The organism is Propionivibrio soli, assembly GCF_025770765.1.
In the GTDB taxonomy this organism is placed as follows: domain Bacteria; phylum Pseudomonadota; class Gammaproteobacteria; order Burkholderiales; family Rhodocyclaceae; genus Propionivibrio; species Propionivibrio soli.
In genome coordinates this window covers 105,470-120,212 of the sequence record NZ_JANZKY010000004.1, presented here as the reverse complement: position 1 = coordinate 120,212, position 14,743 = coordinate 105,470, and the positions used below count along the sequence as shown (strand labels likewise).

The 14,743-nt window shown below is 64.5% G+C and carries 12 protein-coding genes; all 12 read right to left on the bottom strand.

The window, feature by feature from the left end:
• Positions 1-63: 63 nt before the first annotated feature.
• Positions 64-999 carry an alpha-E domain-containing protein gene (locus NZ453_RS05775; RefSeq protein WP_263769492.1) on the bottom strand — a complete coding sequence of 312 codons (936 nt, stop codon included), beginning with the start codon at positions 997-999 and terminating at the stop codon, positions 64-66.
• Positions 1,000-1,017: 18 nt separating this feature from the next.
• Positions 1,018-2,436 (bottom strand): circularly permuted type 2 ATP-grasp protein, encoded by a 1,419-nt coding sequence (locus NZ453_RS05770; protein WP_263769491.1) that lies wholly within the window; start codon positions 2,434-2,436, stop codon positions 1,018-1,020.
• Between the two features lie 229 nt (positions 2,437-2,665).
• A complete protein-coding gene (locus NZ453_RS05765; protein WP_263769490.1) occupies positions 2,666-3,604 on the bottom strand; it encodes a transglutaminase family protein in 939 nt (312 codons plus the stop codon).
• A gap of 10 nt (positions 3,605-3,614) precedes the next feature.
• Positions 3,615-6,170: a circularly permuted type 2 ATP-grasp protein gene (locus NZ453_RS05760; RefSeq protein ID WP_263769489.1), complete on the bottom strand. Its 2,556-nt coding sequence runs from the start codon at positions 6,168-6,170 to the stop codon at positions 3,615-3,617.
• Between the two features lie 28 nt (positions 6,171-6,198).
• A complete protein-coding gene (locus NZ453_RS05755; RefSeq protein WP_263769488.1) occupies positions 6,199-9,534 on the bottom strand; it encodes a transglutaminase family protein in 3,336 nt (1,111 codons plus the stop codon).
• Between the two features lie 235 nt (positions 9,535-9,769).
• Positions 9,770-10,423 carry an urease accessory protein UreG gene (gene ureG, locus NZ453_RS05750; protein ID WP_263769487.1) on the bottom strand — a complete coding sequence of 218 codons (654 nt, stop codon included), beginning with the start codon at positions 10,421-10,423 and terminating at the stop codon, positions 9,770-9,772.
• 4 nt (positions 10,424-10,427) lie between these two features.
• Positions 10,428-11,120, bottom strand: a complete 693-nt coding sequence (locus NZ453_RS05745; protein WP_275983077.1) for an urease accessory protein UreF — start codon at positions 11,118-11,120, stop codon at positions 10,428-10,430.
• Positions 11,117-11,680, bottom strand: coding sequence for an urease accessory protein UreE (ureE, locus tag NZ453_RS05740; RefSeq protein ID WP_263769486.1), 564 nt, complete (start codon positions 11,678-11,680; stop codon positions 11,117-11,119). The genes NZ453_RS05745 and ureE overlap by 4 nt, the downstream gene beginning before the upstream one ends.
• Positions 11,681-11,682: 2 nt before the next feature.
• On the bottom strand, positions 11,683-13,389 hold the full coding sequence (ureC, locus tag NZ453_RS05735; RefSeq protein ID WP_263769485.1) for an urease subunit alpha: 1,707 nt from the start codon (positions 13,387-13,389) through the stop codon (positions 11,683-11,685).
• Positions 13,386-13,691, bottom strand: a complete 306-nt coding sequence (locus NZ453_RS05730; RefSeq protein WP_263769484.1) for an urease subunit beta — start codon at positions 13,689-13,691, stop codon at positions 13,386-13,388. Before NZ453_RS05730 ends, ureC begins: the two co-directional genes overlap by 4 nt.
• A 12-nt stretch (positions 13,692-13,703) precedes the next feature.
• On the bottom strand, positions 13,704-14,273 hold the full coding sequence (locus NZ453_RS05725; protein WP_263769483.1) for a HupE/UreJ family protein: 570 nt from the start codon (positions 14,271-14,273) through the stop codon (positions 13,704-13,706).
• A 161-nt stretch (positions 14,274-14,434) separates the two neighbouring features.
• A complete protein-coding gene (locus tag NZ453_RS05720) occupies positions 14,435-14,737 on the bottom strand; it encodes an urease subunit gamma (RefSeq protein WP_263769482.1) in 303 nt (100 codons plus the stop codon).
• Between the last annotated feature and the right edge of the window lie 6 nt (positions 14,738-14,743).

Genomic DNA, 14,743 nt, shown 5'->3' with positions numbered 1-14,743 from the left:
CCGGAAAACGCCAGCCAGTGGTCTTGCGCCGATCAGGCGCGGCGCACAATGAGCGCCGGCCGGCTACAACTGCGCCAGGAAGTCGCGGTTGATTCCCTCGCCGATGTTGAAGATGTGGTTCATGAACTCAGTCAGCACTTCGTGCATGCCTTGGCGCAGGATGTCGTCGATGCGCGCGTAATGGATCTGCGCGTGCAGCATGCCGGCCAGGCGTTCGGTTTCGGCGGATTGGTGATTGCTGAGCGCGCGCAGGACGCGGACGATTCCCTTGGTGCAGGCATGCAGTGAGCGCGGCATGTCGGGGCGCAGCATCAGGAGTTCGGCGACACGCTCCGGCGTGATGATGTCGCGATAGACTTTGCGGTAGACCTCGAATGCGGAGACGGAGCGCAACAGAGCCGCCCATTGGTAGAAGTCGGTGGCGTTCTCGTCTCCCTTGCTACGCAATACGTGGTATTTCACGTCGAGGATGCGTGCCGTGTTGTCGCCCCGCTCGATCAGGCCGCCGAGGCGGATGAAGTGCAACGCTTCGTCCTGCAGCATGGTGCCGAAGGTGACACCGCGAACGACCGACGAGCGCAGTTTTACCCATTCGAAAAACTGCTCGATGCCTCCTGAGACAATTTGTTGGAAGTTCTGCGACCGCAACTCGATCCAGGTGGAATTGCAGGCTTCCCACGTCTCGGAAGTAAGCGTGCCGCGCACCGCATGCGCGTTTTCGCGGGCGGCGCGCAGGCAGCTGTAGATCGACGCCGGGTTGTTCGCGTCCGAAATCATGAAGCGCAGGACGTTCTCCGCCGTCACTGCGTCGTACCCGCGTGCGAAGGGTTCTTCCAGGCTGTTGAGCGCGAGGATGGCGCCCCAGTTCTGGTTTTCGGCGGCGACCGATTTCGGAACCAGCGACATTTGGTAGGTGACGTCGAGCAGCCGGGCCATGTTCTCGGCCCGCTCGGTGTAGCGTGACATCCAGTAAAGGTGATCCGCGGTGCGGCTGAGCATGGCTTCCTCCGACTTCGATCAGTCTTCGAGCACCCAGGTATCCTTGGTGCCGCCCCCTTGCGACGAATTCACGACCAGCGATCCCTCGCGCAGGGCGACCCGCGTCAGGCCGCCGGGAACGAGTTGGATCTCCTTGCCGGAAAGGACGAACGGCCTCAGGTCGAGGTGCCGCGGTGCGACGCCGGATTCGACGAAGGTCGGGCAGTTGGAAAGGGCGAGCGTCGGCTGGGCGATGTACTTCTCCGGGGCCGCAAGGATGCGCTGACGGAAGTCCTCGATCTGCGCCGCGGAGGACGACGGGCCCACGAGCATCCCGTAACCGCCGGCGCCATGTACCTCCTTGACGACGAGTTCGGGCAGGTGGTCGAGCGTGTATTTGAGATCTTCTGGCTTGCGCAGCATGTAGGTGGGTACGTTCCGCAGCAACGGCTCCTCGCCCAGATAGAAGCGGATCATGTCCGGCACATAGGGATAGATCGATTTGTCGTCGGCGACGCCCGTGCCGATGGCATTGGCCAGCGTCACCTTGCCGGCGCGGTAGGCCGAAAGCAGGCCCGGCACGCCGATCATCGAGTCCGGGCGGAACGCGCGCGGGTCGAGAAAGTCGTCGTCGAGGCGGCGGTAGATGACGTCGACACGCTGCGGACCGCGGGTGGTGCGCATATAGACCGTGTCTTCGGATACGAACAGATCACGTCCCTCGACGAGTTCGACGCCCATCTGTTGCGCCAGGAAAGCGTGCTCGAAGTACGCGCTGTTGTACGCCCCGGGCGTCAGCAGGACGACGGTCGGATCGTCGGCAGCGGAAGGCGGAGCGACGGTACGCAAGTTTTCGAGCAGCATGTCGGGATAGTGCTGGACGGGCGCCACCTTGTGCCGCGAGAACAACTCGGGAAAGAGCCGCATCATCATCTTGCGGTCTTCGATCATGTACGACACGCCGGACGGGACCCGCAGGTTGTCTTCGAGGACGTAGAACTCGCCTTCACCGGCGCGTACGAGGTCGACGCCGGCGATGTGCGCGTAGATTCCGGCGGCGACGTCGACGCCGATCATCTCGGGGCGGAACTGGGTGTTGTTCAGCACCTGCTCGCGCGGAATACGGCCGGCGCGCAGTATTTCCTGGCCGTGGTAAATGTCGTAGAGGAAGGCGTTGAGTGCCTTGACGCGCTGGCAGAGCGCGACGTGCAGTTGGCGCCATTCGTTCGCAGGAATGATGCGCGGGACGATGTCGAAGGGGATCAGCCGTTCGGTCCCGGCTTCTTCGCCATAGACCGCGAAAGTGATGCCGACACGCCGGAATGCGATGTCCGCTTCCGCGCGCTTGCTGGCGATCCGTTCTGCCGGCATTTCCGCAAGCCACTCAGCGTAGCCGCTATACGGCGGCCGTACGCTACCCGCCGCGTCGTACATCTCGTTGTAGTAGTTCTTGCCCATGATTTTTCCGCGGGACGCGATGATGGGCGTCGAGCATGAAGCATGCCATGCGCTTGAGGCTTCGCGCCAAGCCAGTCTGACCAAGGCGGCAAGGCGGTTCGGCGACTATTCCGGTTCGTGGCGGGCGATCAATGTGAACGGGGCTGGCTCCAATTTGGCCACGCAATGCACCGTCCTTGGGCGGAACAACGTATTCGCGATGAGTTCGTCGCCGTCCGAGGCGTTGAACTCATCCAGCGCTAGCGGGTTCTTCCGGCCCTTCGCACGGCGCGACGGTAACCGCAACCTCGGGCCGATGGCTGTCACCGCCGAGGATCACGCCCCGCAACGGCGATACGTCGCCAAAATCGCGCCCCCAGGCGACGGTAATGTGCCGCGTACCGGGAAGCTGATTATTGGTTGGGTCGAAGTCGACCCAATCGCCGTCGTTACCTTCGTTGCCGCCATGCGCCGCTGGGCAATAGACGGCGATCCATGCGTGCGAGGCATCGGCACCGACAAGGCGAGGTTGGCCGGGTGGCGGCTGGGTCAACAGATAACCACTCACGTAACGCGCGGCGAGCCCCATCGAACGCAGGCACGAGAGCATCAGATGAGCGAAATCCTGGCAAACGCCACGCTTGTCCTCAAGAATCTGCAGCACCGGCGTAGCCACGGTGGTTGCCGCCGGGTCGTAGGCAAATTCGCCATAAATGCGCGTCATCAGGTCGCGCACCGCGTCAAGCAAGGGGCGGCCTGGCGTGAAGCTGGGTGCCGCGTAGGCCTCGAATTCACGCTTCGCCCGTACGTAGGGCGACTCGAAAAGGCATGCAGCCGCGTCTAGGCGGACGGGCAGCGCGCCGTACGCCAGCGCGTCGCGCACGCTTTCCCAAGAAGGTGAACCGAAGATGGGGGCGTGTGGCCGCGCGCGAACCTCGATCCGGCTTTCCGAGCGCACGACAAGCGAGGTGTGCGGCGACTCGATCGCGAACTGGCGGATCGGGTTGCCGAAGCTGTCGAGGCGTCGCGTCTCGATGCCTGGCGCAGGGTCGATCGTGATGACGTGTTCGAAACACGACTGCCACGGGCATTCGCGTGGCGTCAGGTGCAGCAACTGGCGCGATAGCGATACCGGGCTTTCGTAACGGTAGGTCGTTTCGTGAACCACGTGATAGCGGGCGGCGCTCATGCAGAGACCCCTAGGCCGCCAGCGTCTGCTGGCCGATGTCGGCGACATGCGTGAAGTAGCGCATGGCCAGTCGGTCGGAAAGCTCGGCCGCTCCACGCGCCACGTCTTCCAGCAGTTCCGCGAGTTCGGCGGAGCAGGCGCGAGCCTCGGCGTCGCCTGCTTCGTGGCGCTGCAGGCGTAGCGGGTCGAAGGCGCGCAGACGGAGAAACGAGGCGTGCAGCGCATCCTCGTCGGCCTCGCCGCCGATTCCGCCTAGGTCGCGTTCGAGGCGACCGAGGTAGCGAATGACGTTGTGCGTCTGAAAAATGACGGCATGCGGATTGGCATCGTCGAAAACGATCAAGTCGATGGCCGGCAGCAACTCGGGTTGTGCCATGTAGCGCGAACGGTAGGTGATGATGCTGTTGGCCAGTTCGAGCAGCCATTCCAGACTGCCCGGGGCGCGCGTCGAATGCAGCCGCAGGAAGTGCGAGACGGCGTTGGCGAGAAAGATCAGGCGCTCGAGCCGGCGTCCGATGATCAAGAAGCGCCAGCCATCGTCGCGCGTCATGTCGTCCATCGCGAAGCCGGCGAGGGCGGACGCCGCAAGGATCATCTGGTCGAGAAAAGCCAGTGCTTCCCCGAGACCGGGCTTGCCCTTGGCATAGCCTTGCAACTGGCGTTGCAGATGGTTGAGCGCGCGCCAGTTGTCGAGCGAGAAGCGTTCCCGTACCTGTGCGCCCACCCAGAGCAGGCGCCGGATGTCGCCGGCCAGCCCGTCGCCCCATTCGGAGGTGCATAACGCCGCGAGCAGTTGCTTCTCGAATGCCGAGCGCGACGCGTCCTGCCCGTCGGCGATGGGTTTCTTCCCCGTTTGTTCGGGTAGGACGGAGAGCGCGCGCCCGACCTCGAACGCCGAGATCAGGCCCGGCATGTCGTCGGGAGCGGCGTCAACGAGTCGCGCGAGCGCGACGCGCAACAGGCGCGCGGTATCTTCGCAGCGTTCGGCGTAGCGCCCGAACCAGAAGAGATTCTCGACGACGCGCGAGGACAGGTTGCTACCGCTGCGCACGACGCCCGCCTTGCCGGTCAGCGCACGGGCGGGGTTCAGCGATCTTGCCGCTTTTTCGCCGAGCACCCAAGTGTCTTTGCTCGACCCCCCGCGCTGCATCGCGATCATGCGCGCGTTGACCGCCGAGGTGACGCGTGTCAGCCCCCCCGGCATGACGACGTAACCTTGCGGCGTTGCCGCGACGTAGGTGCGCAGCGCGACACCGCGTGGGATCAGGCGCCGCTCATGACGCGCGCTCCACGACGGCGCCTGCGAGAAACGCACGAGTTCCTGCGCTACATAGGCCTGAGGTCGTGCGCGCAAGCGCTCGATCATCTCTTTCCGCCGCGGCCCGTCGAGCTCGCTGCCGAACACCGGTTCGAGGCGCTGCGACGGGTAGGCGCCCTTGATGACCAGATGATCGATATGCTCGATGACGAATTCGAGCGCGGCCGCCTCGCCGCACCACCAGGTACCGACGGATGGCATGCGCAGTGACTCGCCGAGCAGTTTTTCGCAGGCGCCGGGCAGAAAGCCGGGCAGGGCCGCCGATTCGAGCAGGCCGGTGCCCAGCGCGTTGGCCACCAGCACCTTGCCCGCACGCACGGCCTGCAACAGGCCCGGCACGCCAAGCGCGGAATCGCCGCGCAGTTCGAGCGGGTCGCAATAATCGTCGTCGAGCCGGCGCAGGATCGCATGCACTCGCCGCAACCCGCTCAAGGTGCGCAGATAGACGGCATCGTTGCGCACCGTCAGGTCCTGCCCTTCGACCAGCGGATAGCCGAGTTGGCGCGCCAGATACGCGTGCTCAAAATAGGTCTCGTTGTACGGCCCGGGCGTGAGCAGGACGATCATTGGCGCGGTTCCGCCTTCGTCGGCGGCCGCCCAGTGGGAAAGGCTTTCCTGAAGTGCGGCGAAGAATCCGTTCAGCGGCTTGACTCCGAGATCGCGGAATTTCTCCGGAAACAGGCGCGATACGATGACGCGATTTTCGAGCGCGTAGCCGGCCCCCGACGGCGCTTGCGTGCGATCGGCGATGACCCACCAGCGGCCGTCGGGCGAACGCGCGAGGTCGGCGGCGTAAAGGTGCAGCCAGGTATCGCCGGGAGGTCGGATGCCTTGGCAGGGCCAGAGATAGTTGTTGTGCCCGTACACGAGCGCGGGCGGGATCGTGCCATCCTTCAACGTGTTCTGCTCACCGTAGAGATCGCCGAGCAGCGCGTTGAGCAGGCGGGCGCGCTGAACGACCGCGCCGGAAATCTCGTTCCATTCCTCGGCGGAGAGAATGAGCGGCAAGGGGTCGAGCTCCCAGGGGCGATCAGCGCCCTGCGGATCGGCATAGACGTTGTAGGTGACGCCGTTCTCCTGAATGCGTCGGCGTACATAGTCGAGTTGCTGTCGCATCAACCCGGGCGGTGCATTGCTCAGGTGTTCCAGCAAGCCGCGCCAGGGGGCTCGAAGCTCCCCGTTCTCGGCCAGCATTTCGTCGTAGCGGTCGGTCTGGCGCGGGTAATTGGCAAGCAGGGAGCGGGACATGGCGGGGAGATGGGCGCGGCGCGCTCGCTTAGAAACGACGCAAATCTAGCGTAAACGGAAAACTCGCGTCGCTTTTCCTCTCGCTGACTTCGACTTGGCCAGGCGAGTGCGCGGGTACGGTGAAGCGCGCAAGCCGCCGGCCCTCGGCTTCGTAGGCGTTGACCGGATGGCGTTCGTAATTGCGCCCGCCCGGATGGGCCACGTGGTACTGGCAGCCGCCGAGCGAGCGTTGCATCCAGGTGTCGACGAGGTCGAAAGTGAGCGGCGCATGCACGCCGACGGTCGGATGCAGACACGACGGCGGCTGCCAGGCCCGGTACCGAACGCCGGCGACGAACTCGCCGACTCGCCCGGTATTCTGCAGCGGCAGCGCACGGCCATTGCACGTGACGACATAGCGTTCTCCAGCCATGCCGGTCGCCTTGACCTGCAAACGTTCCACCGAGGAATCGACATAGCGGACGGTACCGCCGACCGACCCTTCCTCGCCGAGTACCGGCCAGGGTTCGAGCGCGTGGCGCAGTTCGACCTCAACGCCCTGCGCCGCGAACCGTCCATGCAACGGGAAACGGAACTCGAAGTGCGGTGCGAACCATTCCGGATCGAAGGCATAGCCCGCGTGGCGCAGTTCAGTGATCACATCGTCGAAATCCTGCTTGACGAAATGCGGCAGCATGAAGCGGTCGTGCAGCTCGGTGCCCCAGCGCACCAGCCGCACCGGGGTGTAAGGCACGTTCCAGAAGCGTACGATCAGTGCCCGCAACAGGAGTTGCTGGACGAGCGACATGCGCGCGTGCGGCGGCATCTCGAAGGCGCGCATTTCGAGCAGGCCGAGGCGACCGGCGGGGCCGTCGGGCGAATACAGCTTGTCGATGCAGAACTCGGCACGGTGCGTGTTCCCTGTCGCATCGACGAGGATATTGCGCAGCAAGCGGTCGATCAGCCAGGGCGGAACGTCGGTGCCGGGTTCGGGCAACTGCCGAAAGGCGATTTCGAGTTCGTACACTGAATCGTTGCGCGCCTCGTCGATACGTGGCGCCTGACTCGTGGGCCCGATGAACAACCCGGAGAAAAGGAAAGAGAGCGAGGGGTGGTTGTGCCAGTAGCTGATCAGGCTGCGCAGAAGGTCCGGACGGCGCAGGAAAGGCGAGTCGAGCGTTGTCGCGCCGCCGAGCACGAAATGGTTGCCGCCGCCTGTACCCGTGTGGCGGCCGTCGAGCATGAACTTCTCGGTCGTAAGGCGTGACAGCCGGGCGGCTTCATAGAGGTGGTCGGTACGCTCGACAAGTTCGTCCCAGTCGGCGCACGGCTGGATGTTGACCTCGATGACTCCGGGGTCTGGCGTGACGCGGAAACTCGCCAGACGAGGATCGCGAGGCGGTTCGTAACCTTCGATGATCACCGGCGTCATCAGCTCTTCCGCGGTGGCCTCCACCGCGCCGACGAGTTCGAGATAATCGTCGAGGCTTTCCGTAGGCGGCATGAAGACATAGAGGATGCCGTTACGCGCCTGCGTCGCCATTGCGGTGCGTACGACCCAGGCGGCGGAATCGCCGGCTTGCGGCCAACGCTCGAACGCCGAGTCCGGTCCGGAGAGGCCGTTCCCGAACAAGGTGATGCCATCCGGGGGCGCTGCTTCGGTGTGCGTGGTCAATTGGCGCCGGATATCGGCGTGCGCGCGCAGGGGCGGAAACGACTGTGCCGGATCTGGTGGATTGACGTACGGGTAATCGGTCTTGGCCACCCAGGGTTGCGAGTCGAGCGGCAGTCGATAACCGAGAGGCGAGTCGCCCGGGATCAAATAGCAGTGTTCGGCGCGCAGGAACCAGGAGCCACTCTGCCAGCAGCCGTTGCTCAGGCTGCGGGCAATCGGCAACACATGACCGACCACCGCGTCGAGACCGCGAGTGAATACGCTGGCGAGGCGTTCCCGCTCCAGGGGATCGTCGAGCCGTGCATCGAACGGGTCGACGTTGCAAGGTAGCCGCCTTTCGCGCCACAAGTAATAGAACGCGTCTTCGTACGCGGGAAAAACGTGGTGGCTTTCGAGGTCGAGGTGTTCGGCGATCCGCTTCAGAAAGCGCTCGGCGAGTTCGGCGTCGGCGCCGTAATCCCTCGTCTCGTCGGCCATCAGCGCCGGATTGCGCCAAATCGGCTGGCCGTCGCGCCGCCAGAAGCAGTTGAGCGACCAGCGCGGCAGTTGCTCGCCGGGATACCACTTGCCCTGGCCGTAATGGGCAAGCCCCTCGGGCGCATAGTGCGCTCGCAGGCGGTGGAACAGATCGGACGCCCGCGCACGCTTGGTCGGCCCGAGCGCGTCGGTGTTCCATTCAGCACCGTCCGGATCATCGATCGAGACGAAGGTCGGCTCACCGCCCATCGTCAGGCGGACGTCGCCTTCGGCCAGTTCGACGTCGATCTCGCCGCCCAGTGCGTCGATGGCCTGCCATTGTTCGTCGGTATACGGTTTCGTGACCCGCGGTGCTTCCCACACGCGCTCGACCTTCATGGTATGCCCGAACTCGCAGTCGCATTGGTCGGTATAACCGGTGATCGGCGCCGCCGAAGACGGCTCGGGCGAGCAGGCGATCGGTATGTGGCCTTCGCCGGCGAACAGCCCCGATGTCGGATCGAGGCCGACCCAGCCGGCACCCGGCAGGTACACTTCGCACCACGCGTGCAGGTCGGTGAAGTCGGCAGCGGCGCCTGCGGGCCCGTCGAGCGGCTTCACGTCGGGAACGAGCTGGATCAGGTAGCCGGAGACGAAGCGGGCGGCAAGGCCGAGATGACGGAATACCTGCACCAGAAGCCAGGCCGAGTCCCGGCACGAACCGGTTTTCGCGGCGAGCGTCTGTTCGGGCGTCTGTACGCCGGGTTCGAGGCGGATTACATAGCGGATCTCACGTTGCACCGCCTGGTTGAGCGCGACGAGAAAGTCGACCGTCGGCTTCGGATCGCGCGAAACGCCGGCGACGAACTCCTGCAACCGCCCCGTGGCGGGCAGTTTCTCGAGAAAGGGTAGTAGCTCGTGGCGCAGCTCGCTTTCGTACTCAAACGGAAACTTCTCGGCGGCCGGTTCAAGAAAGAAATCGAAGGGATTGATGACCGATAGTGCGGCGACGAGATCGACTTCAACCTTGAGTTCGCGTGTCTTTCCGGGAAAGACGAGCCGTGCCAGATAGTTTGACTGCGGGTCCTGCTGCCAGTTGATGAAGTGTTCCGCGGGCGTAACCTTCAGCGCATAGCTGAGGATGGGCGTGCGCGCGTGCGGCGCCGGGCGCAGGCGGACAATGTGCGGAGAGAGGCTGACCGGCCGGTCGTAACGGTAGTGGGTGACATGATTGAGGGCGACATGGATCGACACGGAACGCTCCAGGGGGACTCGGCGTTGTTCCGAAGCAAGACGCGGGCCACGATAATTACTTGGCATGACGCGGCTTTTCGTGGGTCCGCTGCACCGCACGTGTGCATGGACGACCGACGATGCACCGCGAATAACCTGTGTCCTACAAGGGCTTTCCCAGCCTTTCCATCCAGGGAATATTCGTCACCGAGAGCCGCCAGCGGAACCAACAGCGCAAGTGCTTGGACGACTTCCTCTACAGCATGCCGCGTTCGCGGATGAAGGCGATCACCCGATCAAGTCCTTCGCCCGTCTTCAGGTTGGTGAAGACGAAAGGCCTTTCGCCGCGCTGCGTCTTGGCGTCGCGCGCCATGACGTCGAGCGAGGCACCGACCATCGGCGCGAGATCGATCTTGTTTATCACCAGTAGGTCCGACTTCGTGATGCCGGGACCGCCTTTGCGCGGAATCTTCTCGCCGGCCGCCACGTCGATGACGTAAAGCGTGAGGTCGGAAAGCTCAGGTGAGAAGGTCGCCGCGAGGTTGTCGCCGCCCGACTCGACGAGAATCAGTTGCACCTCGGGGAAGGCGCGTTGCAGGCGATCTATGGCCTCGAGGTTGATCGACGCGTCCTCGCGGATCGCCGTGTGCGGGCAACCGCCGGTCTCGACGCCCATGATGCGTTCGGGCGGCAGGGCGGAGTGCGCGACGAGAAACTCGGCGTCCTCGGCCGTGTAGATGTCGTTGGTTACGACGGCCATGTCGATGTGGTCGCGCAACGCCTGGCACAGCGCGAGCGTGAGCGCCGTCTTGCCGGAACCGACAGGGCCGCCGATGCCGACCCGTAATGGGGCGGCGCGTGAACCTGCGGCGCGGAGAGGGAGGATACGGGAGGCAGTTTCTGTATTCATGTCGTTATGACCGGAAGAGTCGTGAGTATTGGGTTTCGTGCCGTGCGCTGCACAGCGCGAATGCCGGGGTCAGGTTTGACCATTGGTTTTCGGGTAGCGCCAGTGCGGTCTCTGCGATGGCCGGCACCTGCCGGCCGAGTTCGGCAAGCAGCCTCTGACCCGCTGCTTGGCCGAGCGGCACCGCTTTGAGCGCGGCCATCACCTGGTTCTCGGCCCAGGTCCAGAGGTAGGCCGCAACGGCGTCGCCCGGTGCGATTTTCCACGCGGCGGCGATGCCGGACCAGGCGGTCGGGAAGGCGATTTCGGGCATGTCGGCAAGGCGTTCGCGTACGGTTGCCAAGGCGGGATCGGCAAGATCGGCCAGCAGACGATTGAGCGAAAAGCCCATCTGCACGGTCTCCGCGCGTAATTCGGCGGATTCGCGGCTGGCCAGGAAGTCCCCATTCAGGCGTTTGATTTCCACGACTTCGTCCTCAACCCAGCGGTGCATCAGCAGGGCGACCAGCGGTGCTTCAAAGCGGCCGATGGCGAAAGCCATCAGGTCGCCGATCCATCGCCCGGCGCTGGCTTCGTCACGGATGCGCCCGGACTCGACAGCCCACTCCAGCCCTTGCGAATAGGTGTAGGCGCCGACCGGCAGCGCTGGACTGGCGAGCTGAAGCAGGCGGATCAGCGCTAGTCGGGAAGGATCGTTCAAGATTTCGCGCCCGGTTTGAATTCGTGAATCCGCGGCATCGAGCGGTGTGGGCCATGGCCGGGGTTGTGCAGGCGGGCATGTTCATCGCTGTGGTGCTCGTGGTCGTCGCCATGGTGATGATGCCCGCCGTGCGCACCGTACGCTCCCGACTCCGGTTGAAACGGTGCTTCGACCTCGGCTACGACGCAGCCCAAGCCTTTGACCATCTCGGCCAGCACGTGGTCGGTTTGGAAACGGAGCACTCCGCCGTTTGCCGACGGTACGATCTGCACAGGAACATGACGGTTGCCGAGGTGGTAGGCGGCGCGGGCAAAGAGCAGCGATGTATCGGCGGTCGCCTCAATCAGTTTTTCCGGTGCAGCGAGGATTTCGACGATGGTCGTACCGTCCTCAGCCAGCAGCCGGTCGCCGCCGTGCAGGTGGTCGCCCCGTTCGAGGAAGATGCCAGCCTCGCGGCCCGAGCCAAGCGTTACCTTCAGGCGGCTGCGTTTGCGTTCGTCGTAGACCAGTGCAACCGAGTCCGTGGGCGGCTGTAGCGTGCGTTGAGTCAGGATTAGCATGGTCAGAACAGAAAGTAGCGTTGGGTCATCGGCAACGACGCAGCCGGTTCGCAGACCAGCAATTCGCCGTCGGCGCGCACGACGTAGGTTTCGGGATCGACGTCGATCTTCGGCGTGGCGCCGTTCCACACCATGTCGGCCTTCTTCAGCTTGCGCGTGCCCGAGACGGCGATCAGCGGCTTCTCCAGCCCCAATGCGGCAACCGCCGGATTCTCCAGCGCCGCTTGCGAGACGAAGGTGACCGAGGTCTTCAGCGCCTTGCCAAAGCTGCCGAACATCGGCCGGTAATGCACCGGTTGCGGCGTCGGGATCGAGGCGTTGGGGTCGCCCATCGCGGCGGCGGCGATCATGCCGCTCTTGAGGATGAGCGAAGGCTTGACGCCGAAGAAAGCCGGGCGCCAGAGCACCAGGTCGGCGAGCTTGCCGACTTCGACCGAGCCGACGGTATGCGCGATGCCGTGCGTGAGCGCCGGGTTGATCGTGTACTTGGCGATGTAGCGCTTGACGCGCAGGTTGTCGTTGCGCACGTTGTCGCCGGCCAGCGTGCCGCGCTGCACCTTCGTCTTGTGCGCCGCCTGCCAGGTACGGATGATCACCTCGCCGACGCGACCCATGGCTTGCGAGTCCGAGCTCATCATCGAGAAGGCGCCGAGGTCGTGCAGGATGTCTTCGGCAGCGATCGTTTCGCGGCGGATGCGCGATTCGGCGAAGGCGATGTCTTCGGCGATGGCCGGGTCGAGGTGGTGGCAGACCATCAGCATGTCGAGGTGCTCGTCGATGGTGTTCACCGTGTACGGCATGGTCGGGTTGGTCGAGCTGGGCAGGACGTTGGGCAGACCCGCGGCGCGGATGATGTCCGGCGCATGGCCGCCACCGGCGCCTTCGGTGTGGAAGGTGTGGATGGTGCGGCCCTTGAAGGCGTCTATGGTCGCTTCGACGAAACCCGACTCATTGAGCGTGTCGGTGTGGATCGCGACCTGCACGTCCATCTCGTCGGCCACGGATAGGCAGCAGTCGATGGCCGCCGGCGTCGTCCCCCAATCCTCATGCAGCTTGAGGCCCATCGCCCCGGCGGCGATCTGCTCGCGCAGCGCTTCCGGCAGGCTGGCGTTGCCTTTGCCGAGAAAGCCGAGATTCATCGGGAAAGCTTCGGCTGCCGAGAGCATCGAGTGGATATGCCACGGCCCCGGTGTGCAGGTAGTGGCGAAGGTGCCGGTGGCCGGGCCCGTGCCCCCGCCGAGCATGGTGGTCACCCCCGACATCAAGGCTTCCTCGATCTGTTGCGGGCAGATGAAGTGGATGTGGCTGTCGATGCCGCCGGCGGTGACGATCATGCCTTCGCCGGCGATGATTTCGGTACCAGGCCCGATGACGATGGTGATGCCCGGCTGGATGTCGGGGTTGCCCGCCTTACCGATACCGGCGATGCGCCCGTCCTTGAGGCCGATATCAGCTTTCACGATGCCGGTGACGGCGTCGATAATCAGCGCGTTGGTGATGACGGTATCGACGGTGTCCTTCGCCATGCGCTGGCTTTGGCCCATGCCGTCGCGGATGACCTTGCCGCCGCCGAACTTCACTTCCTCGCCGTAGAGGGTGTAGTCCTTCTCGACTTCGACAAACAGGTCGGTGTCGGCCAGACGTAGGCGATCACCGACGGTCGGGCCGAACATTTCGGCGTAGGCTTGCCGCGAAATCTTTGTGCTCATAGTTCCCCCTGGATCAGGCCGCGGAAGCCGAATACCTTGCGCTCGCCGGTCAGTGCGACGAGCTGCACGGTGCGCGTCTGGCCCGGCTCGAAGCGCACGGCGGTGCCGGCGGCTATGTCGAGGCGGAAGCCGCGCGCCGCCTCGCGGTCGAAGGACAACGCGGCGTTGGTCTCGTAGAAGTGGTAGTGCGAACCGACCTGGATCGGCCGGTCGCCGGTGTTGGCGACGACAAGCGTTACGGTCGGGCGGCCGGCGTTGAGTGCGAGTTCGCCGGGTTCAACGAACATTTCTCCGGGAATCATGATCGTGGTACCTCAGAGCACGGTGGAAAGAACCAGCCCGCCACCGATCAGGGCGACCAGTTGCCCGAGACGCAGCGCGAGTTGCGGACGGCTCTTGAGCACCCGATGGGCGAACGCCATGCCGCAGGCGTGCAGGACGGCGGAGCCAAGGACGATGCCGCTCATGATCGCGGACCCTTGCTCGAGTTCGCCGCCGTGGGCCATGCCATGGAACACCGCGAAACCGCCGATGACGGCCAGAGCGGCAGTCAGGCCCAGGCTAAAGGGCAGTGTCAGCATGACGCCGAGTACCAGGACCGACCCGGCGACCAGCGGTTCGAGCTGCGGCACGACGATGCCGTACTGCCCGAGGAAGGCGCCCACGGCGAGCAGGCTGACGAAGGTGGCCGGTGCCAACCAGACCTTGTTGCTGCGTGCGTTGAGAACGCTCCAGACGCCGACCATCAGCATCGCCAGCAGGTGATCGAGGCCGAGGAAGGGATGCGTGAAGCCATCAATGAAGCTGTGATCGCCATGGCCTGTATGGGCGACGGCGGCAAGGGGAAGGGCGGCGAGAAGCAGGGGGGCAAAGCGCTTGGTCATGAAGGGCTCCTGGGTGTGGGAGGTATTGCGGAAGGGTGGAAAGCTCCGCGTCTTTTGGCCCCCAGCCCCTTGTCCGGGGGGAGTGCGGCTGAGGGAACGTCATGCTCATCTCCTCGCCTGATAACGGAAGGCCGGGAGGGGGTAAAGGCCGGAGAGTCATGTCAAACGATTGGATGATGCACCGTCACCAGCTTCGTGCCGTCCGGGAAGGTCGCTTCGACCTGGATCTCGGGGATCATCTCCGGTACGCCGTCCATCACGTCGCCGCGGGTCAGTACCTTTGTGCCTTCGCTCATCAGTTCGGCGACGCTCTTGCCGTCGCGCGCGCCCTCCAGGATCGCGCAGGTGATCAGCGCGGTCGCTTCCGGGTAGTTGAGCTTGAGGCCGCGGGCCTTGCGCCGCTCGGCGAGCAGGCCGGCGGTGAATATGAGCAGCTTTTCTTTTTCGCGTGGGGTCAGTTCCATTGCTTC

Coding starts and splice junctions, on each gene's coding strand:
- NZ453_RS05775 (WP_263769492.1), bottom strand. CDS start 999: ATGCTCAGCCGCACCGCGGATCACCTTTACTGGATGTCACGCTACACC.
- NZ453_RS05760 (WP_263769489.1), bottom strand. CDS start 6,170: ATGTCCCGCTCCCTGCTTGCCAATTACCCGCGCCAGACCGACCGCTAC.
- ureG (WP_263769487.1), bottom strand. CDS start 10,423: ATGAATACAGAAACTGCCTCCCGTATCCTCCCTCTCCGCGCCGCAGGT.
- NZ453_RS05725 (WP_263769483.1), bottom strand. CDS start 14,273: ATGACCAAGCGCTTTGCCCCCCTGCTTCTCGCCGCCCTTCCCCTTGCC.
- ureE (WP_263769486.1), bottom strand. CDS start 11,680: ATGCTAATCCTGACTCAACGCACGCTACAGCCGCCCACGGACTCGGTT.
- NZ453_RS05730 (WP_263769484.1), bottom strand. CDS start 13,691: ATGATTCCCGGAGAAATGTTCGTTGAACCCGGCGAACTCGCACTCAAC.
- NZ453_RS05720 (WP_263769482.1), bottom strand. CDS start 14,737: ATGGAACTGACCCCACGCGAAAAAGAAAAGCTGCTCATATTCACCGCC.
- NZ453_RS05765 (WP_263769490.1), bottom strand. CDS start 3,604: ATGAGCGCCGCCCGCTATCACGTGGTTCACGAAACGACCTACCGTTAC.
- NZ453_RS05770 (WP_263769491.1), bottom strand. CDS start 2,436: ATGGGCAAGAACTACTACAACGAGATGTACGACGCGGCGGGTAGCGTA.
- ureC (WP_263769485.1), bottom strand. CDS start 13,389: ATGAGCACAAAGATTTCGCGGCAAGCCTACGCCGAAATGTTCGGCCCG.